We start from the raw sequence: 25,191 nt of genomic DNA on the forward strand, positions 1-25,191 counted from the left end.
GGGTGTCTCGCGGTTTGGGATGAGCGGTGATACCGACCCGCGCGGCGCACTACCCTTCCCTCATGACCACGCTCTCGCCGTACGACTCCATGTCCCCGGTCACCCAGGCCGCCTACCGCGCCAAGGCCGCCGCCGCCGACCTCGCCCCGCTGCCGCGGGCCGCCAAGGACGACGCGCTGCTCGCCATCGCGGACGCGCTGGAGGTCCGTACGAGCGAGATCGTCGAGGCCAACGCCAGGGACATCGCCAAGGCCCGGGAGGCCGGCACCAGCGAGGCGATCATCGACCGGCTGACGCTGACCCCGGAGCGGGTGCGGGCCATCGCCTCCGACGTGCGGGACGTCGTCGCGCTGCCCGACCCTGTCGGCGAGGTCGTGCGCGGCTCCACCCTGCCCAACGGCATCGACCTGCGTCAGGTCCGCGTCCCGCTCGGCGTCGTCGGCATCATCTACGAGGCCCGGCCGAACGTCACCGTCGATGCCGCGGCCCTCTGCCTGAAGTCCGGCAACGCCGTGCTGCTGCGCGGCTCCGCCTCCGCCTACGAGTCGAACACCGCCCTCGTCCGGGTGATTCGCGACGCCGTCGGCGGCGCCGGGCTGCCCGCCGACGCCATCCAGCTGGTGCCCGGCGAGAGCCGCGACAGCGTGCGCGAGCTGATGCGCGCCCGCGGCCTGGTCGACGTGCTGATCCCGCGCGGCGGCGCCTCCCTGATCCAGACCGTCGTCAGCGAGTCCATCGTCCCGGTGATCGAGACCGGCACCGGCAACTGCCATGTCTACGTCGACGCCCAGGCCGACCTCGACATGGCGATCGACATCCTGATCAACTCCAAGGCGCAGCGCGTCAGCGTGTGCAATGCCGCCGAAACGCTGCTGGTCCACCAGGACATCGCCCCCGAGTTCCTGCCCCGCGCCCTGGACGCCCTCGCCGACGCCGGCGTCACCGTCCACGCCGACGAGCGGGTGCTGGCGTACGCGAAGGACTCCGGGGCGACCGTCGTCGAGGCGACCGCCGAGGACTGGGAGACCGAGTACCTCTCCCACGACATCGCCGCCGCCGTCGTGGACTCCCTGGACAAGGCCGTCGAGCACATCCGGCTGTGGACCTCTGGCCACACCGAGGCCATCGTCACCACCTCGCAGCAGGCCGCCCGCCGCTTCACCCAGCTGGTCGACTCCACCACGGTCGCGGTGAACGCCTCCACGCGCTTCACCGACGGCGGCCAGTTCGGCTTCGGCGCGGAGATCGGCATCTCCACGCAGAAGCTGCACGCCCGCGGCCCCATGGGCCTGCCGGAGCTGACCAGCACCAAGTACATCGTCACGGGTGACGGGCACGTACGGCGCTGATGGGTTCTACCCGCCGGGTGCCTCATCCGGCGGCCTCCATCGGCCGGTCTCATCCTGCGGATAATTTCCATACCGTCTGCCCAAATTGACCCCCCAGGTCTACTCTGGATCCGTGCCGGAGGACGTGGGGGGCACGCCGTTCCCGGACGGCTGGGAGCCCGACGACGACCACGACCGCGGGGTGTCGGACGAAGAGTTCGCCTCCGTGGTCTTCGACGAGGCGTTCGTAGAGGCGGCCACCTTCCATGAGCCGACCGCCGTCGAGCGCCTCCTGGCCGCCGCGCAGTCCAGAGCGGAGGCATCCGAGGCGGAAGCCCGCCGCGCCCGCGCCCGCGGCGAGCGCTACGACGACGGGTACGGCGCCGACGGCCCGGGCGGTTTCGGCCATGATCCGGACTACGACGGCCTGGACGATCCGGAGTTCCTGGAGGGCCGCTACGACGGCTCGGGGCCGTACGGCAAACAGGTGGTCCGCTGGCACCGCCCGGTCGCCTGGATGCTCGCCCTCGTGATGGGCGTCGGCATGGTCGCGCTGGCCTTCGCCGCGGTCTACCGGGGCGCCTCCTCCGGCGACCGCGGTCAGGTACCGTCGCCCACCACGACCAACCTGGAGCAGGGCGGCGCAGCCACGCCGTCCGCCTCCGCCGACTACTCCCAGCCACCCGTCTCGGCGGTCCCCCGCACGCCGTGAACTGGTGAGAAACTGCCAGAAGTTGTCGTGTAGCAGCGCGTTTACCCGGGTTCCCGCGGACCTACTCTGAAAGTATGGGCGGGCCTGGAGAGCCACCGGAGGGGACACCTGAGGGCGCTCCCGCAGGTGGCGAGGACGAGTACCGATCCGTCGTCTTCGACGAGTCGTTCGTCCGCGCTGCCCGCCTCCAGGAGTACTCCGCCGAGGAGCGGATCGCCGACCACGCCCCCGCCGTACGCCGCCGACCGCCGCTGCGCCGGGGGCTGTCCCGGCAGGTGCTGATCCTGGTCCTGCTGATCGCCCTGGCCTTCGGCACGGCGATCTACATGGGCGTACGCAGTCCGTACGACTCGCCCCTGGCCTCCCGGCAGCCCACCGAGCCGCTGCGCATGACGGTCATCCCGCTGGCCCCGCAGGGCAAGGTGCCCGGCGCCGCCGACCCGGAGCAGCTGTACGCGAGCAGTCCCGCCGCCCAGTTCCGCATCGGTGCCGAGGGCATCCCGCTGCCTCCCTCGCGGCGCACCGCGCACTTCTCCGACAGCCAGGTGGTCACCGCGCTGACCACCGCGAAGGACTACATCGTGCGCTCGTCCCTGTACCCGGAGGTGCTGACCGGGCAGCAGGTGCGTCCGGTGCGGATGCTGCTGGACTCCGACCAGCTGGACCAGTTCGACCAGAGCTTCAGCCATCCGGCGGCGGACGGGCGGCACGCCCCGACCGGCTGGCTGGTCCGCTTCGACCCCGCGCGGGTCGAGCTGGCCGACCGCGAGATCCGAGTCCAGGGCACTCTGCAGGCCGCCGAGGCCGACTCGGCCCATCTGGAGGTGACCGCCGACCACACCTTCGTCTACGCCCTGCGCCCGGCCGGCGCCGCCGCCGACGCGCCCGTGTCCCTGTTCACCGTCCGCCGTGAACTGCACTTCCGCTTCGACCGTGACGACCTGCGCGTCCACCAGGCCCAGCTGGTCGTCTCCTACGTCCAGGCCGGCCCGCTCTCCTGCGGCGAGGACGTCACCAACCACCTGCGCCCGCTGCTGGCCGGCCAGAAAGCCCAGGCAGGCGGCCCGGCGGCGGGCACTGACCCCTACGCGACGGGCGGCGCGACCGCCCTGTGCGGAACCCTGGCGAGCAGCGCGCAGCCGAGGGTGTAGCGGTAGAGCCGGGGTGTAGCGGCAGGTGCAGCGGCACACCCTGTTTGCGCCGCGACAGCGGTTGGCCGCCACAGCGCATCCCGGCGGTGCCGAGGCCACCTCAGCCCCCGCCGGCCGCGAACCTCCCTGCTCAGTCCTCCCCGCCGGACCGCTCGTCCCTCGGCGGCTGGTCCTTCGGCGGAGCCGACCCCGAGAAGCCGGAGAAGCCGCGCCGGACCCGGCCGCCCAGGTCGCCCGCGCCGCCCGCGATGTCGCTGACCAGCTTCATCAGCGGGTCCTTGGACGTCTTGACGTGAGTGGCGTAGTGCGAGGCCGACTCACGGAAGGAGTCGGTGACCGAGGTGTCCTTGTCCTCGTCGCGCCGCGGGTAGTGACCGTCCATGATCCGCTGGTAGTCGCGGGACTCCGCCCACTTCTTCAGCTCGGCCGCGCGGATCGTGGTGAACGGGTGGGAACGCGGCAGGACGTTCAGGATCTTCAGCACCGAGTCGCGCAGGTCGCCGCCCGCCTCGTACTCCTCGGCCTGCTTCAGGAACGCGTCCACGTTCATCTCGTGCAGGTGGTTACCGCCCGCGATCTTCATCAGACCGCGCATCGACGCCTGCAGATCCTGCCCCACCAGCAGCCCCGCACGGTCGGCCGACAGCTCCGACTTGCGGAACCACTCCCGCAGCGCCGTCACGATCGCCATGATCGCGAGGTTGCCCAGCGGGATCCAGGCGACCCGGAGCGCGAGGTTGGTCAGGAACAGCAGGATCGTGCGGTACACGGAGTGCCCGGACAGGGCGTGGCCCACCTCGTGGCCGACGACCGCCCGCATCTCCTCCTCGTCGAGCAGCTCGACGAGCCCGGTGGTGACCACGATGATCGGCTCGTCCAGGCCGATGCACATGGCGTTGGGCTGCGGATCCTGGGTGACGTACATCGGCGGGACCTTCTCCAGGTCCAGGATGTAACAGGCGTCCCGCAGCATGTCGTTGAGGTGGGCGAACTGCTGGTCCGACACCCGCACGGAGTCGGACAGGAACAGCAGCCTGAGGCTCCGCTCGGGCAGTAGCCCGCTGAGCGCCTTGAACACCGTGTCGAACCCGCTCAGCTTGCGCAGCGCGACCAGTGCCGACCGGTCGGCCGGGTGCTCGTACGCACGCGAGGAGATCCCCGGGAAGCGCCTGCGCTGCCTGCTCGGCACGTTCTCGTGCCCGCTCTGCTGGTGACCGTCGTCGGACATGTCTTCCCCCATGCGCGTGAGAGTGGCCCTTTACGGACCCTTGTACGGCCCTTTGCGCCCCCGAAGCAGGGCCCAGCCTAGGCGGAGTTACGTTGGACGGGCACCACACCGAAGGAGTCCCGCGCCATGCAGCACAACCCCGCAGCCACGTGGCTCACCGAGTCCGCGACCGCCGCCGAGCAGCAGGGCGCGGGGAACCTGCTCCGCGTCGTGCTGATCGTGATGATTCTGGGCTGTGTGCTGACCGCGTGGTTCCTGCTGCGAGGCTACAAGCGGAAAGACGACTGAGGACCGGCGAAGGTTCCCCGGCGTGCCCCAACGGCGGAGTCGGGGTGATCGCCGTCGAGGGCGCCGCTTACCATGGGCCGACATCTTTATCCCGCCCACACCGGATAGGTCCTGCCGAAGATGAGCTTCCACAGCGCCGCTGCCCAGTTGGTCACCATCGCCGCCGAGGGCGAGGAGCACGGGGGCAACCACGACAGCCTCAACCCCTACGTCACCGGTGGTGGCGCGTTCATCGTCCTGATGCTGCTGCTGTGGATCACCACCCTCTTCAACCGCGACCGCTGAGGCACCGCGTGTCCATACCGGGGCACTCGGGGCATCCTCGGCCGGAGCAGCGCAGGCGAGGCCGGTAGGGTCTGCACGCATGGGAGAGCAGGACATGCCTACCGGCCCGTCGAACCGGGGCAGGCGCCGCCTCGGCGTCATGGGCGGGACGTTCGATCCGATCCACCACGGGCACCTCGTGGCGGCCAGTGAGGTCGCCGCGCAGTTCCACCTGGACGAGGTCGTCTTCGTGCCGACGGGCCAGCCGTGGCAGAAGACGCACCGCCATGTCTCCCCGGCCGAGGACCGCTACCTGATGACGGTCATCGCGACCGCCGAGAACCCCCAGTTCTCGGTGAGCCGCATCGACATCGACCGCGGCGGTCCCACCTACACCGTGGACACCCTGCGCGACCTGCGCGCCCTCAACCCCGACACCGACCTGTTCTTCATCACCGGTGCGGACGCCCTCGGTCAGATCCTCACCTGGCGGGACTCCGAGGAACTGTTCTCCCTCGCGCACTTCATCGGGGTCACCCGGCCGGGTCACCACCTGACCGACCCCGGCCTGCCCGAGGGCGGTGTCTCGCTCGTCGAGGTTCCCGCTCTCGCCATCTCCTCCACGGACTGCCGTGCGAGGGTCGCCAAGGGCGACCCCGTCTGGTATCTGGTGCCGGACGGAGTCGTGCGCTACATCGACAAGCGCGAGTTGTACCGCGGCGAGTGAGGCGAGCGGGCCGAGAGGGGTACCGGTGAACGACCGATACGACGCGGGCTACGGAGACGCCCCCTACGAACTCGTCGGCTACGACGAGTACGGACAGCCGGTCTACCGGCAGGTCCCACCTGGGCAGGCTCAGGCTCCGCAGCAGCAGCCCTATGACCCGTACGCCCAGCAGCAGGGCTACGGCTACGGACAGCAGGGCTACGGACAGCACGGCTATGGCTACGACCCGTACGCCACCGGTCAGCAGCCCCCCGTCCCGTCGTCCTACGACACCGGCCGGCAGCCACCGGTCCCCTCGTACGACACCGGCCAGCAGGCCCCTGCCGGCTACGACACCTACGGGACCGGGACCGGCACCGGGACCGGCGCGGCCGCCCGGCCCGGGCAGGGCGGCGGGCCAGGGGGCCCCGGCCCCTACGACCCGTACGGGCAGGCCGCGACCAGCGGTCGGCAGCCGCGCGTCGCCGAGCAGACCGCCTACATCCCGCAGCAGGCCGGACCCCCGGAACCGGCGCGGGAGCGGCAGGAGGAGCCCGCACGGTCCGCCCGCGAGTACCACACCGAGCAGTTCGCCTTCGTCGAGGAGCCCAATGACGACTCCGAGGACGTCATCGACTGGCTGAACTTCACCGAGAACCGCACCGAGCGCCGCGAGGAGGCCAAGCGCCGCGCCCGCAGCCGGCTCATCGCCCTCGTCGTGGTCCTCGCCCTGGTCGCCGTCGGCGGCGTCGGCTACCTCTGGTTCGCCGGAAAGCTGCCCGGCCTGTCCTCCTCCGACGACAAGACCGGCACCACCACGGCCACCGGAGCCCAGAAACGCGACGTGATCGTCGTCCACCTGCACGACACCGCGAAGGGCGGCACCGCCACCGCGCTGCTCGTCGACAACACCACGACCAAGCAGGGCACCACCGTCCTGCTGCCCAACTCCCTCGTGGTGACCACCGACGACGGCACCACGACCACCCTCGCCAAGTCCGTCGACGAGGACGGCTCCTCCGGCACCCGCGAGGCCCTGGACACCGTCCTCGGCACCAGCATCCAGGGCACCTGGCGGCTCGACACCCCCTACCTGCAGAACCTCGTCGACCTCGTCGGCAACATCGAGGTCGACACCGACACCGACGTCCCCGGCCCGGACGCCAAGAAGGGCGAGGCACCTCTCGTCCGCAAGGGCAAGGCCCAGACCCTCAGCGGCAAGATGGCCGTCGCCTACGCCACCTACCGTGGCGAGGAGGAGGCCCAGAACGCCCAGCTGCAGCGGTTCGGCCAGGTCATGCAGGGCGTGCTGCGCAAGATGTCCTCCGACCCGCAGGCCGCGACGATCACCGTGCAGACCCTCGCGCAGATCCTCGACCCGTCGCTGAGCGACAAGGACCTCGGCGCCTTCCTCGCGGAACTCGCCGACCTCGCCAAGGGCGGCGACCACAAGACCGCGCTGCTGCCCGTCGAGGCCGACGGCACACTGAGCGTCGAGGCCAGCGCCAGCGTGGTCAAGGACGTCCTCGGCGGCACCGCGAAGAGCCCCGACCAGAGCGCCGCCGTCACCGTCTCCGTCCAGAACGCCAGCGGCGTCAGGGCGAACACCGAGGACGCGCGCGTGGTCCTCCTCAACGGCGGCTTCACCTTCCTGGAGGCCGGCACCGCGGCCGGCACCGAGGCCACCTCGAAGGTCCTCTACGCGGACGACGCCGGCAAGGAGAACGCCACCGAGGTCGCCAAGACCCTGGGCCTGCCCACCAGCGCCGTGACCAAGGGCACCGTGCCCGGCAACGCGGCCGTGGCGGTGGTCCTCGGCAAGGACTACGAGCCGTTGTCGGGGGCGTCGTCCTCGTCGGCCTCGTAATCACATGGGTGGCCGTCGGCGGCCATGAGACCCTTGAAGGCAACTGACCGCCGACGGAAAGCCACGTAGTGACCGCCACCGACCGTTCCCTTGAGCTCATCCACACCGCCGCCCAGGCGGCCGCGGACAAGCTCGCGCACGACATCATCGCCTACGACGTCAGCGACGTCCTGTCGATCACGGACGCCTTCCTGCTGGCCTCCGCCCCCAACGACCGCCAGGTCAAGTCCATCGTCGACGAGATCGAGGAGCGGCTGCTGAAGGAGTGCGGCGCCAAGCCGGTGCGCCGCGAGGGCGACCGTGAGGCCCGCTGGGTCCTGCTCGACTACGTCGACGTCGTCGTCCACGTCCAGCACAGCGAGGAGCGGGTCTTCTACGCCCTGGAGCGGCTGTGGAAGGACTGCCCCGAGCTGGAGCTGCCCGAGGACGCCAAGGCGACCCGGGGCAAGGCCGAGGAGCACGCCAAGCTGCAGGCCGCCCAGGACGCTGCCGAGCCGGGAGCCGAGTGGTGAGCACCACAGGTGAGGTGACCGACCGCAGGACGGGCCGGGGCCGCCGCGTCATCCTCTGGCGCCACGGCCAGACCTCCTGGAACGTGGAACGCCGCTTCCAGGGCACCACCGACGTCGAGCTGACCGAGGCCGGCCTGGCCCAGGCCCGCCGCGCCGCCCGGCTGCTCGCCTCCCTCGCCCCCGACGCGATCGTCTCCTCGGACCTGACGCGCGCCGCGCGCACGGCCGCCGAGCTGGCCGCGCTCACCGGCCTGGACGTGACCCGGGACGAGGCCCTGCGTGAGACGTACGCCGGTGTCTGGCAGGGGCTGACGCACGAGGAGATCATCGCCCGCTACGGCGACGAGTACGCCGCGTGGAAGCGCGGTGAGCCGGTCCGCCGAGGCGGCGGCGAACTGGAGACCGAGGTCGCCGACCGCGCCGCCCCCGTCGTGCTGCGGCATGCCGAGAAGCTCCCGGAGGACGGCACGCTCGTGGTGGTCAGCCATGGCGGCACGATCCGCACCACCATCGGCCGGCTGCTCGGCCTGGAGGCGCACAACTGGGAGAGCCTCGGCGGCCTCTCCAACTGCTGCTGGTCCGTCCTCGGCGAGGGCGCCCGCGGCTGGCGCCTGCTGGAACACAACGCCGGCACCCTGCCCGAGCCGGTCCTCGGCGACGACGACTGACGCCGCCCGGACCCGGATTTCACTTTCCGGCAGGTCGCAGGCTAGAGTTCTTCTTGTTCGCCCCGCGGAGCGGGAAGAACACGAAGAACACAAGGGGCTATAGCTCAGTTGGTAGAGCGCCTGCATGGCATGCAGGAGGTCAGGAGTTCAATTCTCCTTAGCTCCACTGATCGACACTCTGTTGAGTTGTCAAAGATCGGTATCGGAAGATGAGGATCCCGTCCCACAGGGGGCGGGATTTTTTATTGCGTCAGCAGGGCCGTGCGCCGCGCGGTCTCCTCGTCGTCCGGTGTGTAGACGACGATCCGGCACTCCGGCATCCCGTCCACCGACAGCGACACCGACGTCATCCGCAGCTCACCCACCGCCGCATGCCGGAAGACCTTCACGCGGCGGCCCGGCTCCGCCACGTCACCGGACTCCCACAGCCGCGTGAACAGCGCACTGGAGGCCGCCAGCGCGCGTATGAACTCCTCCCAGGCCGGCTCGCCCGCGTGCAGTCCGTACGCGGACCGCAGGGTCGCCACCATCACCGGCAGCTCCGTCTCGCGGAACATCAGCGGGCAGTCGCTCTCCGGCAGGGTGAACAGCGCCCACAGGGCGTTGGTCGGCGGCGCGCCGCCGGACTGCGTGGAGCGGAAGAACAGGTCCCGGTAGACCGGGTTGGCGGCCAGGATGTCGTACCGCGAGTTGTAGACCACCGCCGGACGCGGGGCGAGCGCGTCGATGATGCCCTGGACCTCCGGCCCGACGTACTGCGCAGGCGGCTCCGGTGCCGCCGCGTACGGCACGTCCGCCAGATGGAACAGGTGCTCCCGCTCCGGCGGGTCCAGTCGCAGGGTGCGCGCCACCGCGTTCAGCACCTGCGCCGAGGCGTTGATCGGTCGGCCCTGCTCCAGCCACGTGTACCAGGTCACGCCCACACCCGAGAGCTGCGCGACCTCCTCGCGGCGCAGCCCCGGCGTCCGGCGCCTGAGCCCCGGCGGCATCCCCACGTCCGCCGGTGTCACCCGGGCGCGCCTGCTGCGCAGAAACGCGGCCAGCTCCGGCCGGCGCCGCTGTGTCGTCCCCATCGTCACGTCCCCCATGGTCGATCCCCCGCTCATCCCTTGACAGGTGCTGTCACTACCAGCATCGGCGGGCACTCGGCGCCCGTACCGAGGCGTGCCCACGCTCTACGGCATGACGACCACACCCCGGCCGGGCACCGTGTCGGCGCCCGCCTCGATCACTACGGACAGTAAACACCCCGCCACTGACAATCGGCCGCGGGCGCTGCTCGCGGTGCTGCTCGCCGCCCAGTTCATGGCCCTGCTCGACGTCTTCATCGTGAACGTCGCAGCCCCCACGATCGGCTCCGACCTGCACGCCTCGGGCGCCGACCTGCAACTCGTCGTCGCCGGCTACGCCATCACGTACGCGGTGCTGCTGATCACCGGCGCCCGCCTCGGCGACCGGTTCGGCCACGGCCGGGTGCATCTCGCCGGGCTCGCGCTGTTCACCGCGGCCTCGCTCGCCTGCGGGCTGGCCCAGGGCGCCACCGAACTGATCGCCTTCCGGCTGGCGCAGGGCGCGGGATCGGCGCTGATGATCCCGCAGGTGCTCAGCCTGATCCAGCGCACCTTCACCGGCGAGGCCCGGGTGCGGGCGCTCGGCGCGTACGCGGCAGTCCTCGCCGTCGGCGCCGCGGCCGGGCAGGTGATCGGCGGGGGCCTGGTCAGTGCCGACCTGCTGGGCACCGGCTGGCGGCCGGTGTTCCTGGTGAACGTGCCGGTCGGTCTCGTCCTGCTCGCCGTCGGGCGACGCGTCCTGCCGCGGGGGAGCGGGACGGATCGCCGCCGAGGGCTCGACGGGCCCGGCCTGGTCCTGCTGGGAGCGGCCGTCTGCCTGGTCACCGTGCCACTGGTGCTCGGGCAGGAGAAGGACTGGCCGCTGTGGTCCTGGCTGTCGCTGGGCGTCGGCGCGGCCGTGTTCGCCCGGTTCTGCGGCTACGAGTCCCGGCTGGCCCGGCGTGGCGGCACCCCGCTGATCGCGCCCCGGGTGGTGCGCCACCCCGGCATGGGCCTCGCCGTCCTGCGCATCGCGGCGGTCATGGCGGTCAACGGCGGCTTCCTGTTCGTGCTGACCCTGCACCTCCAGGGCGGCCTCGGGGACAGCGCCCTGCGCACCGGGCTCACCTTCGCGCCGACCGCGGCGGTCTTCGGAGTGGTCGGGCTGACCTGGCGCCGGTGGCCCGCGGTCGGCCAACGACTCCTGGTCCCGGCCGGGTTCACGCTGATCGTGCTCTCGGTGACGGGCGCGGGGCTGGCGCTGGAGGACGGCACCCACGGCGGACTCGTGGTGTACGCCGCGTACCTCGGTGTGGGCGCGGGGCTCGCGCTCGCCTTCAGCCCGACGCTCACCGGGGCGCTGGCCGGGGTGCGGCCCGAGGACGCGGCGGACGCCAGCGGGCTGCTCGCCACGGTCACCCAGCTCGGCCAGCTGATCGGCGTGGCCGCCTTCGGCACACTCTTCTTCAACCGGCTTGAGTCACTTGGGGCCCCGGGGGCGTATACCTCTGCGGACGCGCTTCTCGCGTGCATGGTCGCGCTCGCCGCGACGGCCGCGGTGGGTGCCGTGTCCGGACTGGTACGACGGCGTCGCTGACCGTCTCGGCCCGGCCGTGGCAGAATCAAACGGCCGGAAGGGGGCGCGGCCCGACGGGAGGGAGTAGCGATGCCTGCGAGCATCATCGAAGAGGTCGGTGGCCTCTTCGATGTGGCGTTGACACGGGAAACGGTGACCCGCCTCAGCTGCCCCTCCTGCGGTTCGGCGCATGTGGCCCAGGTCCTCGGGGACAACGGCGGCATTTCTTTCGTGTGCACGTCCTGCGGCCACAGCTGGAGCTGATCGATGGGTGCACACAGGCGGAAGTGCGACTGGTGCGGCAGCGGCAACCCGATCGTGCGCGACATGGAGCCGGTCAACCCCGACTACCAGTACTGGTGCGAGGAATGCGCGCGGGCGCTGATCATAAAAGGCGACCCCATCGAGACGTACCGCGAGCTGGAGGGTGAGCCGATCTACGGCCGCCTCCTGGAGGAGCACTGCACACTCAAGCGGTTCTACTCGTTCGTGACGGCGTGACACGGTCGGCTGCCGGGGGCGGAGCGAAACCGATTTGGTGTTCCACCCCCTGGACCGTGTAATGTTGGCGTCGCCGCCGGGGGAAACCCCGGGGGACACAGCAAGGGGCTATAGCTCAGTTGGTAGAGCGCCTGCATGGCATGCAGGAGGTCAGGAGTTCAATTCTCCTTAGCTCCACAGCAGATCCCGCCGGATCCTTTGATCCGGCGGGATTTTTCGTTGTGCGTGGGCGGTGTTGACCGGGCACCGGACCGCCCGAAAGGGGCGGCCCGGTGGGGGTGGTGGGGGTCAGCGGCCCAGGGCGCGGCGGCCGCGGCCCTGGGAGAGGACGGGGAGGTTGCGGGAGGGTGCCTGTGCGCGTGTGTCCTCCTCGATGCGCAGGGCCAGTGCCGGGCAGCGCCGCACCGCGCGCATCGCCTTGTCCTCGGCGTAGCGCGGCACCTTCGCCTGCGCGACCGTCGGGAAGCCGTCGGCGCCGAGCTGGAAGACCTCCGGGAGGATGTCCGCGCACAGGCCGTGGCCGCGGCACAGGGTCCAGTCCACGAAGATCTTCTGGCGGCTGGGGCCGTCCTCGGCCTCGCCGCCGCCCGGGATGCCCGTAGGGGCCCTGCCTCCCTCGAAGAGCGGCAGCACGCCCGCCACGGGCCGTCCGCAGCCGTTGCCGAGGACATGGGCGGCCAGGTCGTCGGTGAACGCCTTGATCGTCGACTCCAGGAACATCGCGGAGCCGTCCGGGTGGGAGCACGCGCCGCGCCGCTTGACGTTCTTGGCGACCTGCTTGAGCGCCTCCAGGGCGGCCGGGCCGCCGCCGCCCAGGATGTCCTCCATGCCACGCGCGGCGGCCGGCAGACCGAGGTAGCAGGGGCCGCACTGGCCCGCGCTCTCCTCCGCCAGCCACTGCGCCACGCGCAGCGACTCGCCCAGCGGGCAGGTCTCCTGACTGATCGGCAGGATCGCGCCGGCGCCCAGCGATCCGCCCACCGCGTCCAGGGAGTTGCGCGAGACGATCGCCTCGTTGACCGTTGCCGCGTCGATCCACTTGCCGTGGTAGCCGCCGGTCAGCACGCCCTGCGGGACCGGCGGGGCGCCGGCCAACTGGAGGACGTAGCGCAGCGGGACGCCCGTGGGCACCTCCAGCACCATCGGGCGGGCCACGGCGCCGGAGACCGTGAGCATGACGGTGCCCGGCTCGTCGTAGAGGCCGGTGTTGCCGTAGCGCTCGGGGCCGATGCGGGCGGCGATCGCCAGCTGGGCGAACGTCTCGGCGTTCGACAGCAGGGTCGGTGCGCCGCCGACGCCGCTCTGCGAGGCGCTGATCTTGCGGCCGGGCGGGATCGCCGGGCCGCCGTCGATCGAGCGGATCAGGGAGGCGGCCGCGCCGGTGACCATACGGACCGGATTGCGCTGCACCCACGCGCGTAGAGCCGAACGACGGCTGTTGCTGAGCCCGCGTTCGGCGAGCGCCGCTTCCATGGAGCGCTGGGTGGATTCGCGGGTGACCCCCACCACGAGCGTGCGGGCACCCAGGGCCTCGGCGCACAGCAGCGCGCCGTCCAGGATGAGATGCGGGGCACGGTTGATCATCACCGTGTCCTTGCGGCAGGCCGGTTCGTCCTCACTGCCGTTGACGACCACGACCGGCCGTACGCCGCGCTTGATCGCGGCTTCGGCGACCGAGCGCAGCTTCTTGTGGAAGGGGAAGCCCGCGCCGCCGCGGCCCTTCAGGTTGATGTTCTCGGCGAGCTTCGCGAGCTGTTCGCCGCCCATCGGTTCGAGCGGCCCGTGCACCTTCAGGTGCATGGGCAGGTCGAGTCTCTCCACAAGGTCGAAGCCCGACGTGAGTTGCGGAAGGCCGACCACGCGGACTTCTGGGACGTCGGGCAGGGCCTCGTTCACCTATAGCCTCCGGAAGGCGTGTTCCAAGGTTCGCCCGAACCCGGCGTGTCGAAGGACGCACCGGGGGATGGTTCATTGGCGGGACCGCTGTTGTACGTGTCGTTCTGGTTGTACGTGCCGGGGACGGTGTTCGTCTCAGTGGTGTCGTACACATCACTCGGGCTGTACCCCGAGATGGCAGAATCGCCGGAATTGCCGTAGACGGGGATGTTGTACCCGGTGTCGATGAGCGGGTCGTAGGCCGAGGGGGGTGCCTCCCCGACCGGTGGGGGAGACGGGATCGGCCAGCTGCCCGAGGTGCTGGAGGTGTCGTCGAACCGCGGAAACACCTCGGTCGGCTGCGTGTCCAGGGGGAGGTCGAGGCGCGAGGTCTGGTCGGCGAGACGGCGCTGGCCCTGTGAGGATCCCGAGACCGCGCGGTAGGCGGCCGAGAAACCGGACGTGGACTCCTGGGCGGAGGCCGAGGGGGCTTGGTACAGGGGATCCGCGGAGGCGGGTGTCACGCGGGGCAGGGGCCCCGTCGAGTCGCCGCGCGCCGACCACTTCCGCTCCAGATCGGAGACCGCGGGGTCCGTCGCCCTGGCCCGGCTCGTCTCCAGCTCCTCGCGGCCGGCGGGCTCGTCGTTGCCGATCATTCGGGCGATCCGGACGGCGAGCTTTCGCTTCAGGGGGCGCGGCGCCCCGCGCAGGGCGAGTGCCGCGGCGACTGCGACCACACACAGCTCGTACGACACCATGAAGAACGTCTTCGCCGGGCGGCCGGCGTACAGCCCGTGGATCAGTGCCGCGCACCAGGCCGGGTAGGCCAGCATGTGCATCGCGCGCCAGCGCGCCGCGACCGGCGCCGGGGAGGCGAAGCGGTTGCGCAGCGCGCCGGTGATGCCCACGAAGATCATGAGCATGCCTGCCAGGGTGCCGAGGCCGACCAGGAAGGCGGTGCCCGTGAACTTGTCGTCATCCGAGAGGAGCAGCCCGAAGGGGATCACTGCGGCGATCCAGCTGGTGTGTTCCAGTGCCAGCTTGGTCACGATGTGCACCAGGAGGAACGCGATGGAGGCGACCGCGGTCACCCGGTGAACGGCCTGACCCGTGATCCTCTGGCGGGTGCTGAGGATCATCCGGTCCTGCGCGACGAGTCCCCAGATCACCGAGCAGGTGAGGCAGACGAGGGACAGCACGCCCGCGCCGAAGTTGAGGAACTCCAGGAAGGCGTCATCCATCGTGCCCTCGTTCGGATCGAACGTCTCCGTGGTCACGACATGCCTCCCGTCGACAGGAGGGCGAGTGCGGGCGTCGAAGCGGCAGCGGTCGCCGCCTCCGGGAGCGGCGGGCCGGGCCGGGGCGGTGAGCTGCTGTGAGGGCGAGGGTTCATGGGGGCAACTCCGAACGGTTCGGGAAAGCGGTCCCGCTGCCGAACTCTAGGCGGCGCCATACCGACGAGTACGAGGTTTGAGTTATTGCGTTGTTATCAAGTGACAATGTGTGTGGAGGTCTTGCACTCTATGGGCTGTTGCGCGAAGTAATCGTTGACCTCTGTTCAGTGCCTCTCCCCGGTGTGCGCTTCCGTACGTCCGGTGTACATACGGAAGCGCGTCGCGGCCTGCTCAACGCCTGCGGTACCCTGACCGCATGCGTGCCGTACGCCTTCTGCTTAGCGAGCCGCGCTGATCAGTCCCGACCGCCGGTGAGATCGTGGTCGGAATCGGCGCGGCGTCCCCTCCTGTGCGAGGGGATTTTTCGTTTCCTGAGAGAAGCCGCTGGCAGAGACGATCGATGGAGCTTTGAGGACCATGAGCGAGACGAACCCCGCTGCCGCCGAGGTGGCCGCGCCGCACCGCTACACGGCCGCCATGGCGGCCGACATCGAGGCACGCTGGCAGGACTTCTGGGACGTCGACGGGACGTACGCCGCACCCAACCCCAAGGGTGACCTGGCGGGCGACCCCGAGCTGGTCGCCAGGCCCAAGAAGTTCATCATGGACATGTTCCCGTACCCCTCCGGTGCGGGTCTGCACGTCGGCCACCCGCTGGGCTACATCGCCACCGACGTCTTCGCCCGGTTCCAGCGCATGACCGGCCACAACGTCCTGCACACCCTGGGCTTCGACGCCTTCGGCCTGCCCGCCGAGCAGCACGCCGTGCAGACCGGCGAGCACCCCCGGGTCACCACCGAGGCCGCCATCGCCAACATGAAGTCCCAGCTGCGTCAGCTGGGCCTGGGCCACGACAAGCGCCGGTCGTTCGCCACGATCGAACCGGACTACTACAAGTGGACCCAGTGGATCTTCCTGCAGATCTTCAACTCCTGGTACGACGACAAGGCCCGCAAGGCCCGCCCGATCACCGAGCTGGTCGCCCAGTTCGAGAACGGTGAGCGTGCCGTACCGGGGCACACGCGCGCGTGGAGCGAGCTGACCGCCGCCGAGCGCGCCGACGTCCTGGGCGAGTACCGCCTGGCCTACGCCTCCGACGCGCCCGTCAACTGGTGCCCCGGCCTGGGCACTGTCCTGGCCAACGAGGAGGTCACCGCCGACGGCCGCTCCGAGCGCGGCAACTTCCCCGTCTTCAAGGCCAAGCTGCGCCAGTGGAACATGCGCATCACGGCCTACGCCGACCGGCTGCTGGAGGACCTGGAGGAGCTGGACTGGCCCGAGGCCATCAAGCTGCAGCAGCGCAACTGGATCGGCCGCTCCGAGGGCGCCCGCGTCGACTTCCCCATCGACGGCGAGCACATCACCGTCTTCACCACCCGCCAGGACACCCTGTTCGGCGCCACCTACATGGTGCTGGCGCCCGAGCACCCCCTGGTCGACAAGTTCATCCCGGCCGCCTGGCCGGAGGGCACCCACGACGTGTGGACCGGCGGCCACGCCACCCCCGCCGAGGCCGTCGCCGCCTACCGCGCGCAGGCCGCCTCCAAGTCCGACGTCGAGCGCCAGGCCGACGCCAAGGAGAAGACCGGCGTCTTCACGGGCGCGTACGCCACCAACCCGGTCAACGGCGAGCGGATCCCCGTCTTCATCGCCGACTACGTCCTGATGGGCTACGGCACCGGCGCCATCATGGCCGTCCCGGCGCACGACACCCGCGACTTCGCCTTCGCGCGCGCCTTCGAACTGCCGATCCGCTGCGTCGTCGAACCGACCGACGGCCGTGACGCCGACCCGTCGACATGGGACGACGCCTTCGCCTCCTACGACGCGAAGAGCGTCAACTCGACGAGCGACGAGGTCTCCCTGGACGGCCTGGGCGTCGTCGAGGCCAAGGCGCGCATCACCGCATGGCTGGAGCGCAAGGGCATCGGCGAGGGCACCGTCAACTTCCGCCTGCGCGACTGGCTGTTCAGCCGCCAGCGCTACTGGGGCGAGCCCTTCCCGATCGTCTACGACGAGGACGGCATCGCACACGCGCTGCCCGAGTCGATGCTGCCGCTGGAGCTGCCGGAGGTCGAGGACTACAGCCCGCGCACCTTCGACCCGGACGACGCCGACACCCAGCCCGAGACGCCCCTGTCACGCAACGAGGACTGGGTCAACGTCACCCTGGACCTGGGCGACGGCCCGAAGCGGTACCGCCGCGAGACCAACACCATGCCCAACTGGGCCGGCTCCTGCTGGTACGAGCTGCGCTACCTGGACCCGCACAACAGCGAGCAGCTGGTCGACCCCGAGATCGAGCGCTACTGGATGGGCCCGCGTGAGGGCACGCCGCACGGCGGTGTCGACCTGTACGTCGGCGGCGCCGAACACGCCGTGCTGCACCTGCTGTACGCGCGCTTCTGGTCCAAGGTCCTGTTCGACCTGGGCCACGTCTCCTCCGCGGAGCCGTTCCACAAGCTGTTCAACCAGGGCATGATCCAGGCGTACGTCTACCGCGACAGCCGTGGCTTCGCCGTGCCCGCCGCCGAGATCGAGGAGCGCGACGGGAAGTTCTTCTTCCAGAGCGAGCCGGTCAAGCGCGAGCTGGGCAAGATGGGCAAGTCCCTGAAGAACGCCGTCACCCCGGAGGCCATCTGCGCCGAGTACGGCGCCGACACGCTGCGCCTGTACGAGATGGCGATGGGCCCGCTGGACGTGTCCCGGCCGTGGGACACGCGTGCGGTGGTCGGCCAGTACCGCCTGCTGCAGCGGCTGTGGCGCAACGTCGTCGACGAGTCGACCGGCGAGGTCACCGTCTCCGACGCCGAGCCCGACGAGGAGACGCTGCGTGCCCTGCACAAGGCCATCGACGGGGTGCGCCAGGACCTGGAGGGCCTGCGCTTCAACACCGCCATCGCCAAGATCACCGAGCTGAACAACCACCTGACCAAGGCCGGCAAGGCGGTGCCGAAGCCGGTCGCCGAGTCGCTGGTGCTGCTGGTCGCGCCGCTGGCCCCGCACATCGCCGAGGAACTGTGGCGCAAGCTGGGCCACACCGACTCGGTCGTCCACCAGGACTTCCCGGTCGCCGACCCGGCCTACGTCGTGGACGAGTCCGTGACCTGTGTGGTGCAGATCAAGGGCAAGGTCAAGGCGCGCCTGGAGGTGTCCCCGGCCATCTCCGAGGACGAGCTGGAGAAGGTGGCGCTGGCCGACGAGGGCGTCGTCAAGGCGCTGGGCGGCGCGGGCATCCGCAAGGTGATCGTGCGGGCGCCGAAGCTGGTCAACATCGTCCCGGCGTGAGCCGACCGGAGCCAATCTCGGGGTTGTCCCCGGGTCAGGCTCCGGGTTTTCTGCGGGCCGGCTCGGGGTCATTCTGGAACTCCGGGCCAGCCCGCGGCGTTTACCGTGGGAGAAGCGGCGCGCAGTGGGCCGTGCCGTTGTGGAGGAGGAGCGCCGTGGAAGTCGTGATCGCCCTGGTCGTGCTGCTCTTCGTGCTCTTCCTGGCGCTGGGCGCGTACGCCACGGTCAAGGTGGTCGGCGCCGCCAAGCGCGGCGTGGACCGCACCATCACCCAGGCCCGCCGCACGGTCGAGGACCACACGCTGCGCGCCAAGTCCTTCACCCAGTTCGGGCCGGCCGGTGAGATCGCCCAGCTCCGGCTCAAGCTGCGCACCTCGATGCGCGCCACCCAGGACGCGCTGCACGCGGGCGCCGCCGAGGACGAGTCCCTCAAGGAGTCCCTCGCCCTCTTCCGGCGCCTGAGCGCCCACGGACACGAACTGGACTCCGAGCTCAAGCGCCTGGAGTCCGAACCCGACCGGGGCACCCTGGCCGCACGCCTGCCCGAGCTGCGCGAGCGCACCGAGCGCATCACCGACTCCGCGGACTCACTGCGCTGGGCCGCCCGGGACCGCGCCCGGCGCTTCGCCGACGACGACCTCGACACCCTCAGCGCCCAGATCGACGTCGAGGCGGGCGCCCTCAGACACTGGACCACCGAGGACTCCGCCCAGACGCCCCCGCCCTGGCCCGAGGCACCCGCCGCCGACCCGAAGGACGGCAGCCAGACCTGGCCGGAGGCGCCGGGCACCCAGACGGCACCGGACCCGGAGCCGCCGGCCATCACACCGCCGGGGCCGCGTACCACCTACCCCTGGCAGAAGAAGCCCCGTCCCGAGAGCACCACCTGATCCGCGCCCGGTCCCGGGGCGTGATCGGTTGCCTGCGTCCGTGCCCGGTTCGGCGCTCGATTCGGTCAAGGGTCGTCCAGCCCCGAGGGGCCGGACTGCCGTCCACCCGCTACGGCAGGTAACCTCCAGCTCATGTCCCGCCATGTCGCGATCGTCACGGATTCAACGGCCTACCTGCCGCAGCGGACGATGGAGCGCCACGGCATCACCGCGGTGCCCCTGACGGTGGTCCTCGGCGACCAGGCGCTCGAGGACGGCACCGAGATCTCCATCCGCTCGCTGGCCCAGGCCCTGCAGAAGCGACGCCCCGTCACCACCTCCCGACCGAGCCCCGAGCACTTCGCCGAGACGTACCGCAAGGTCGCCGAGTCGGGCGCCACCGGCATCGTCTCCCTCCATCTGTCCGCCGAACTGTCCGGCACCTACGATGCGGCGGTCGTCGCGGCCCGCGAGGCGCCGGTGCCGGTGCGGGTGGTGGACACCGGCATGGTCGCCATGGCGCTCGGCTTCTGCGCGCTCGCCGCGGCCGAGACGGCGGAGGCAGGCGGCACGGTCGACGAGGCGGTCACGGCCGCGGAGAAACGGGCCGCCGGCACCTCCGCCTACTTCTACGTCGACACCCTCGAGTACCTGCGGCGCGGCGGCCGCATCGGCACCGCCCAGGCTCTGCTGGGCTCCGCGCTCGCGGTCAAGCCACTGCTGCAGCTGGCGGGCGGGCGTATCGAACCGCTGGAGAAGGTGCGCACGGCGTCGAAGGCGATCGCCCGGCTGGAGGAACTCGTCGCCGACCGGGCGGGCGGCGCGCCCGTCGACATCGCCGTCCATCATCTCGCCGCCGCCGACCGCGCCGCCGCACTGGCGGAGCGACTGCGCGGTCGGGTGCCCGGACTCGCCGACCTGCATGTGAGCGAGGTCGGCGCGGTGATCGGGGCGCACACCGGGCCGGGTTTGCTGGGCGCCGTGGTCTCACCCAGGTGACGGCACGTCAACCAGCACGTCAGCCGGGCCTTCCGGCTTCATGTTCACTCACGTGGGTGGTGGGCTTATCCACAACTGGGCGGTAATCCCCAGAAATTGAGCAAGATCACCGCGGTCGTGAGAAGTGTCCGATGCTCGTGGCATGGCACTTCGATCACGCACACGCAGCACCACCGCGACCAGCGGCCCCGGCCGCCTCCCCGGCTCCGACAGCCGCGCCCGCCGCCACAGCCGCCCGCCCGTACGGGGCGCGGTCCGGCACCGCCACACCTCGGCGGAGGAACTCCGAGGCCGCGCCGAGGCACTGTTCACCGAACCCGCCGCGCAACGAGCGGAGTCGGGCACCGGACCACCAGGACACGACGCGGCACCGCACCAGCCGCCCGCACGAGGGCTGCCGCCTTCCGAACCGCCCGCACCGTCGCCCGGACCCGGGTCCGCCGAGCCCGAGCCGCGGGCGGACACCTGGCGGGAGCGCGTCGGTCCGGCTCTGCGGGAGCGGCTTCCGCTGTGGGTGCAGGCACGCTGCGGACTGGAGCGCAGGAGCGTGCTGGCGCTCTCGGTGGTGCTGCTCGTCGCCGCCGTCTTCGCCGTGCAGCACTTCTGGGGCGGCCGGGCGCAGTCCGTGCGGGCGCCGGAAGTGGTGCGCGCGGCGGCGCCCTACGAGGCGACGGGCGAGGGCACCGGGTCTGCCGCGGGGGCCGCCGGAGCGGTCACCGCGAGTCCCGGTGCGGCGGCGGCCGAGATCGTCGTCGATGTCAGCGGCAAGGTACGCGAGCCCGGGATCCACCGGTTGCCCGCCGGCTCACGGGTCGCCGACGCGCTGCAGGCGGCCGGCGGGGTACGGCCTGGCACGAACACCGACGGACTCAACCGCGCGCGGTTCCTGGTCGACGGGGAACAGGTGGTCGTCGGCATCCCGCTGCCCGCGGCGGCCACCGCTGCCGGGACCTCCGGGGCACCGGCCGGAGCCGCGCCCCCGGCAGCGGGACCGGCCGCTCCGCTCTCGCTCAACACGGCCACGGCCGAGCAACTCGACACCCTGCCGGGCGTCGGCCCCGTGCTCGCCCAGCACATCCTCGACTACCGCGCCCAGCACGGCGGTTTCCGCTCGGTCGACGAACTGCGCCAGGTCAACGGCATCGGCGAGCGCCGCTTCGCCGACCTGCGGAATCTGGTCCGGCCGTGAGGGGCGCGGGGGAAGAGGGGATGGTCTCTGGATCTGGTGGTGGGCGGGGTCTGCGCCGGACTGAGGGGACGGCCTCTGGTTCTCGTGGTGGGCGGGTTGTGCTGCGGGCGGGGGAGACGGTCTCCGGCTCTGGTCGTGGGCGTGGCGTGCAGCGGGAGGAGGGGACGTTCTCTGGTTCCGGCGGTCGGCGTGGCGTGCGCGGGGCCGAGGAGACGGGCCCCGGCTTCGACGGCCGGCGGATCGTGCACGGGGACTCGGACAAGCGGCTGGGCGACGCCCGGCCCCGGCAGGAGGGCCCGGTCGATCTGCGGCTGGTGCCGCCCGCGCTTGCGGCCTGGGCGACGGCGGCGCTGGCTCTGGACGCGGCACCGGAAACGGTCACCGCCGTGGCGGTCGGCTGCGCGGTCGTGGCCTGCGGACTGCTCATGGCGCGGCGGCGCCTCGCGGGCTCCGGATCGCGGAGGGGGCGTTGGCGCATCGGAGGTGTCGGATCCCGGCTGGGATGGTCGGCCGACGGGGCCGCCTGGCCCCGGGCGACCGTGGCCGCTGTGCTGCTGTGCGTGGCGGCGGCCGCCGCATCGGCCGGGCTGCACGGGGCGGACCTGCGCCGGGGGCCGGTGCCGGGGCTGGCCCGGCAGCACGCGACGGTCACCGCCGAGGTGCGGCTCACCTCCGATCCCCGGCTCACCCGGCCCCGGATCGGCGGCAACCGTGTGATGCCCCGGTCCGTGCTGGTCGAGGCCGAGGTGCGCCGCGTCGAGGACCCGGGCGGTGCGGCGGTGGCGACACGGGCGCCGGTGCTGCTGATGGTGGAGGTGGAACAGGGACGCGCCGGGCCCACCAACCCCCGGGCGGCGGCTGCGGAGAGCGGGCCGGAGAGTTCACCCTGGCTAGGGCTGTTGCCGTCGACGCGGGTGCGGGTGACCGGACGGCTGGCGCCCGCCACCACCGGCGGGGACCGGATCACGGCCGTGCTGCGGGTACGGGACCAGACGGTGCCGTCGGTCGTGGAGCAGGCGTCGGCGGCGCAGCGGCTGGCGGGACGCCTGCGGGCGGGGCTGCGGGAAGCCACCGACGGACTGCCCGCCGACGCACGGGCGCTGCTGCCGGGGCTGGTCGTCGGCGACACCTCGCGGATCACACCGGAACTGGACGCGGCCTTCAAGGAGACGGATCTCGCGCACACGCTCGCCGTCTCCGGCAGCAACCTCACGATCATTCTCGCCCTGCTGATCGGACCGCCGGGGCTGGCTCAGCAGGTCGAGCGGCGCGGGCTGGCACCCCGCCTCGGCATCCCGCTGCGGTCGACCGCGGTGCTCGGCGGCGCGCTCACCCTCGGCTTCGTGATCGTGTGCAGACCCGACCCGAGCGTGTTGCGGGCGGCGGCCTGCGGGGCCGTCGTGCTGCTCGCCCTGGCCACGGGCCGCCGCCGGTCCCTGATCCCCGCGCTGGCGACGGCCGTATTGCTGCTGGTGCTGTACGACCCGTGGCTCGCCCGGAGTTACGGCTTCCTGCTCTCCGTCCTCGCCACCGGAGCCCTGCTCACGCTGGCGCCGCGCTGGAGCGCCGCGCTGCGGGCCCGCCGGGTGCCGGGCCGGGTGGCGGAGGCGGTGGCGGCGGCCGGGGCCGCGCAGGCGCTGTGCGCACCGGTCGTGGCGGTGCTGTCGGCGCGGGTCAGTCTGGTGGCGGTGCCGTGCAATCTGCTCGTGGAGTTCGCGGTCGCGCCGGCCACGGTGCTCGGCTTCGCGGCGCTGGCGACGGCGCCCGTGGCGATGCCGGTGGCCGAGGCGCTGGCGTGGTGCGCGAGCTGGCCGGCCGAGTGGATCGCGGGGATCGCGCGGACCGGGGCGGCGCTGCCCGGCAGCGGCATCGACTGGCCGGGCAGCTGGACCGGGGCACTGCTGCTCGCCCTCGTCACGGCGGTGGCGGTGGTAGCCGGGCGGCGGCTGCTGCGGCACCCGTGGCTGTGCGGGGCGTGCGGACTGCTGCTCGTCCTGGCGGTGGTGCAGCCGCCACCGTTGACCCGGGTGGTCACGGGCTGGCCGCCGCCGGGCTGGCGGCTGGCGATGTGCGACGTGGGGCAGGGTGACGCGCTGGTGCTCGCGGCGGGTGCGGGCACCGGTGTGGTGGTGGACGCCGGGCCGGATCCCGTGCTGGTGGACCGGTGCCTGCGCACGCTGGGCGTCACCAGGGTTCCGCTGGTCGTGCTGACCCACTTCCACGCCGACCATGTGGCCGGGCTGCCGGGGGTGCTGCGCGGGCGGTCGGTGGGGGCGATCGAGACGACCGGCCTGGAGGAGCCCGTGGGCCAGGCGGAGTTCGTACGGCGGGAGGCGGCGGCCCGGGACATCCCGGTCGTGCGGGCGGTCGCGGGGGAACGGCGGCGTCTCGGCTCCCTCGACTGGCAGGTGCTGTGGCCCCCGCCCCGGCCGGCCCCGGAACCCGACGAGCCGAACGACGCCAGCGTGTCGCTGCTGGTGCGGTCGGCGGGGCTACGGCTGCTGCTGCTCGGGGACCTCGAACCACCGGCCCAGCAGGCACTGCTGAGATCGCCGGCGGCCGCGCTGCTCGGCGGTGTCGACGTCCTGAAAGTGGCTCATCACGGCTCGGCCTACCAAGCCCCGGAGCTGATGCGTGCGGTGGCCCCCAGGCTGGCGTTGATCTCTTGCGGCGCGGAGAACCCGTATGGCCATCCCGCTCCCAGTACCGTCGCGGCGCTGCGGGCGGCGGGCGCGGTGGTGCTGCGTACGGATGAGGACGGGGCGCTGGCGGTCAGTGGCGCGGGGGAGGGACTGCGGGTCTCGGGGCGGTGAGGTGGTGGCGAGGGGGGGAGGGGGGAGGGGCCCCCGGGGGTGGGAGGTAATCGCGGTGGTGATGGCGGGAGTTGTGGGGACACTGGGGGCATGGATTCCGTAGAGGTCGATGCCTATCTTCGCCGTCTGGGGGTCGAGCGGCCTGTGCGGCCCACTGCCGATGCCCTGCGTGAGCTGCATCTGCGTCATCAGCAGCGGGTGCCGTTCGAGAATCTGTCGATTCACCTTGGTGAGGAGATGGTGCTGGAGGAGAAGTGGCTGGTGCAGAAGGTGGTGAGCGGGGGGCGGGGAGGCATTTGCTATGAGGTGAACGGGGCGTTCGGGGCGTTGCTGGACGCGCTGGGCTATGAGGTCACGTTGCTCGCGGCGCGGGTGAGCGGGAAGGACGGGAAGCTCGGGATTCCGTACGACCATGTCGCGCTGCGGGTGGTGGCGGAGGACGGTGGCGAGTGGCTGGCGGATGTGGGGTTCGGTGATCACAGCCACTATCCGCTGGTGTTCGGGGAGCGGGGCGAACAGGTGGAGGCCGGAGGGGTGTTCCGGATTGTGGAGAGCGGCGGGGAGGGTGAGGTCGACATCGTGCGCAACGGCAAGGCGGAGTACCGGCTGGAGTTGAGACCCCGGGTGCTTGAGGACTTCGTGACGGGGGCCTGGTGGCACCGGACCTCGCCGAAGTCGGGCTTCACGCGGTCGCTGGTCTGCTCGCGGTTCACGGAGGACGGGGGGAGGGTGACGCTCAGCGGGCGGCGGCTGAAGGAGAGGGCTGCCGACGGGACGGTCGAGCGGAGGGAGCTGCGGGAGGACGAGGAGGTGCTGGCGGTGTACCGGGAGCGGTTCGGGATCGTGCTGGAGCGGGTGCCGAAGGTACGTAAGGACGATCAGTGTGAGGTGGATCACGTGAGTGGGTGATGAGT

General features: G+C 71.6%; 21 protein-coding genes and 2 tRNA genes. 19 read left to right on the forward strand and 4 right to left on the reverse strand.

What is annotated here, in order from left to right:
* Positions 1-62: 62 nt before the first annotated feature.
* The 3 genes from ACH5AC_RS10765 to ACH5AC_RS10775 all read left to right on the forward strand — a co-directional run bounded on the left by ACH5AC_RS10765 (position 63) and on the right by ACH5AC_RS10775 (position 3,191).
* Complete coding sequence (locus ACH5AC_RS10765; RefSeq protein ID WP_398861367.1) at positions 63-1,349, forward strand: glutamate-5-semialdehyde dehydrogenase; 1,287 nt, start codon at positions 63-65, stop codon at positions 1,347-1,349.
* 112 nt (positions 1,350-1,461) lie between these two features.
* The gene (locus ACH5AC_RS10770) at positions 1,462-2,040 is read left to right on the forward strand and encodes a hypothetical protein (RefSeq protein ID WP_398861368.1); all 579 of its coding nucleotides are present in this window, start codon (positions 1,462-1,464) and stop codon (positions 2,038-2,040) included.
* 74 nt (positions 2,041-2,114) lie between these two features.
* Entirely contained in the window at positions 2,115-3,191 is a 1,077-nt protein-coding gene (locus tag ACH5AC_RS10775; protein ID WP_398861369.1) for a hypothetical protein, read from the forward strand.
* 130 nt (positions 3,192-3,321) lie between these two features.
* Here ACH5AC_RS10775 and ACH5AC_RS10780 read toward each other — a convergent pair whose 3' ends face one another.
* Positions 3,322-4,419, reverse strand: coding sequence for a M48 family metallopeptidase (locus ACH5AC_RS10780; RefSeq protein WP_398861639.1), 1,098 nt, complete (start codon positions 4,417-4,419; stop codon positions 3,322-3,324).
* Between the two features lie 126 nt (positions 4,420-4,545).
* Between ACH5AC_RS10780 and ACH5AC_RS10785 the strand changes: the two genes are divergently transcribed.
* The 7 genes from ACH5AC_RS10785 to ACH5AC_RS10815 all read left to right on the forward strand — a co-directional run bounded on the left by ACH5AC_RS10785 (position 4,546) and on the right by ACH5AC_RS10815 (position 8,890).
* Complete coding sequence (locus ACH5AC_RS10785; protein WP_398861370.1) at positions 4,546-4,707, forward strand: hypothetical protein; 162 nt, start codon at positions 4,546-4,548, stop codon at positions 4,705-4,707.
* Between the two features lie 120 nt (positions 4,708-4,827).
* Entirely contained in the window at positions 4,828-4,992 is a 165-nt protein-coding gene (locus ACH5AC_RS10790) for a hypothetical protein (protein ID WP_398861371.1), read from the forward strand.
* 79 nt (positions 4,993-5,071) lie between these two features.
* Positions 5,072-5,698 (forward strand): nicotinate-nucleotide adenylyltransferase, encoded by a 627-nt coding sequence (gene nadD, locus ACH5AC_RS10795; protein ID WP_398861372.1) that lies wholly within the window; start codon positions 5,072-5,074, stop codon positions 5,696-5,698.
* A gap of 25 nt (positions 5,699-5,723) precedes the next feature.
* Entirely contained in the window at positions 5,724-7,544 is a 1,821-nt protein-coding gene (locus tag ACH5AC_RS10800; protein ID WP_398861373.1) for an LCP family protein, read from the forward strand.
* A gap of 68 nt (positions 7,545-7,612) precedes the next feature.
* On the forward strand, positions 7,613-8,056 hold the full coding sequence (gene rsfS, locus ACH5AC_RS10805) for a ribosome silencing factor (RefSeq protein ID WP_398861374.1): 444 nt from the start codon (positions 7,613-7,615) through the stop codon (positions 8,054-8,056).
* Positions 8,053-8,724 (forward strand): histidine phosphatase family protein, encoded by a 672-nt coding sequence (locus ACH5AC_RS10810; protein WP_398861375.1) that lies wholly within the window; start codon positions 8,053-8,055, stop codon positions 8,722-8,724. The genes rsfS and ACH5AC_RS10810 overlap by 4 nt, the downstream gene beginning before the upstream one ends.
* A gap of 93 nt (positions 8,725-8,817) precedes the next feature.
* Positions 8,818-8,890, forward strand: a tRNA-Ala gene (locus ACH5AC_RS10815).
* A 76-nt stretch (positions 8,891-8,966) separates the two neighbouring features.
* On the opposite strand, the gene ACH5AC_RS10820 is transcribed toward ACH5AC_RS10815, so the two are convergent.
* Complete coding sequence (locus tag ACH5AC_RS10820; protein WP_398861376.1) at positions 8,967-9,812, reverse strand: helix-turn-helix transcriptional regulator; 846 nt, start codon at positions 9,810-9,812, stop codon at positions 8,967-8,969.
* Between the two features lie 94 nt (positions 9,813-9,906).
* Between ACH5AC_RS10820 and ACH5AC_RS10825 the strand changes: the two genes are divergently transcribed.
* The 3 genes from ACH5AC_RS10825 to ACH5AC_RS10835 all read left to right on the forward strand — a co-directional run bounded on the left by ACH5AC_RS10825 (position 9,907) and on the right by ACH5AC_RS10835 (position 12,027).
* Complete coding sequence (locus ACH5AC_RS10825; RefSeq protein WP_398861377.1) at positions 9,907-11,370, forward strand: MFS transporter; 1,464 nt, start codon at positions 9,907-9,909, stop codon at positions 11,368-11,370.
* A gap of 246 nt (positions 11,371-11,616) precedes the next feature.
* Positions 11,617-11,850 carry a hypothetical protein gene (locus ACH5AC_RS10830; RefSeq protein WP_067241185.1) on the forward strand — a complete coding sequence of 78 codons (234 nt, stop codon included), beginning with the start codon at positions 11,617-11,619 and terminating at the stop codon, positions 11,848-11,850.
* A gap of 104 nt (positions 11,851-11,954) precedes the next feature.
* Positions 11,955-12,027: transfer RNA gene (locus tag ACH5AC_RS10835), tRNA-Ala, on the forward strand.
* Positions 12,028-12,138: 111 nt separating this feature from the next.
* Here the strand turns inward: ACH5AC_RS10835 and ACH5AC_RS10840 are convergent.
* Together ACH5AC_RS10840 and ACH5AC_RS10845 are read right to left on the reverse strand one after the other, a co-directional pair.
* Positions 12,139-13,746 (reverse strand): NADH-ubiquinone oxidoreductase-F iron-sulfur binding region domain-containing protein, encoded by a 1,608-nt coding sequence (locus tag ACH5AC_RS10840; protein ID WP_398861378.1) that lies wholly within the window; start codon positions 13,744-13,746, stop codon positions 12,139-12,141.
* Positions 13,743-14,966, reverse strand: coding sequence for a ferric reductase-like transmembrane domain-containing protein (locus tag ACH5AC_RS10845; RefSeq protein ID WP_398861640.1), 1,224 nt, complete (start codon positions 14,964-14,966; stop codon positions 13,743-13,745). Before ACH5AC_RS10845 ends, ACH5AC_RS10840 begins: the two co-directional genes overlap by 4 nt.
* Before the next feature lie 570 nt (positions 14,967-15,536).
* On the opposite strand from ACH5AC_RS10845, the gene leuS reads away from it, so the two are divergent.
* From leuS to ACH5AC_RS10875, 6 genes are all read left to right on the forward strand, one after another.
* Positions 15,537-18,407: a leucine--tRNA ligase gene (leuS, locus tag ACH5AC_RS10850; protein ID WP_398861379.1), complete on the forward strand. Its 2,871-nt coding sequence runs from the start codon at positions 15,537-15,539 to the stop codon at positions 18,405-18,407.
* Positions 18,408-18,562: 155 nt separating this feature from the next.
* The gene (locus ACH5AC_RS10855; protein WP_398861380.1) at positions 18,563-19,297 is read left to right on the forward strand and encodes a hypothetical protein; all 735 of its coding nucleotides are present in this window, start codon (positions 18,563-18,565) and stop codon (positions 19,295-19,297) included.
* Between the two features lie 132 nt (positions 19,298-19,429).
* Positions 19,430-20,275 carry a DegV family protein gene (locus ACH5AC_RS10860; RefSeq protein ID WP_398861381.1) on the forward strand — a complete coding sequence of 282 codons (846 nt, stop codon included), beginning with the start codon at positions 19,430-19,432 and terminating at the stop codon, positions 20,273-20,275.
* 142 nt (positions 20,276-20,417) lie between these two features.
* Positions 20,418-21,464: a helix-hairpin-helix domain-containing protein gene (locus ACH5AC_RS10865; RefSeq protein WP_398861382.1), complete on the forward strand. Its 1,047-nt coding sequence runs from the start codon at positions 20,418-20,420 to the stop codon at positions 21,462-21,464.
* Positions 21,465-21,658: 194 nt separating this feature from the next.
* Positions 21,659-24,277 carry a ComEC/Rec2 family competence protein gene (locus tag ACH5AC_RS10870; protein WP_398861383.1) on the forward strand — a complete coding sequence of 873 codons (2,619 nt, stop codon included), beginning with the start codon at positions 21,659-21,661 and terminating at the stop codon, positions 24,275-24,277.
* A gap of 90 nt (positions 24,278-24,367) precedes the next feature.
* On the forward strand, positions 24,368-25,186 hold the full coding sequence (locus tag ACH5AC_RS10875; protein WP_398861384.1) for an arylamine N-acetyltransferase: 819 nt from the start codon (positions 24,368-24,370) through the stop codon (positions 25,184-25,186).
* Positions 25,187-25,191: the final 5 nt, after the last annotated feature.

This window comes from Streptomyces sp. NPDC018693, assembly GCF_044391385.1.
Lineage (GTDB): Bacteria > Actinomycetota > Actinomycetes > Streptomycetales > Streptomycetaceae > Streptomyces.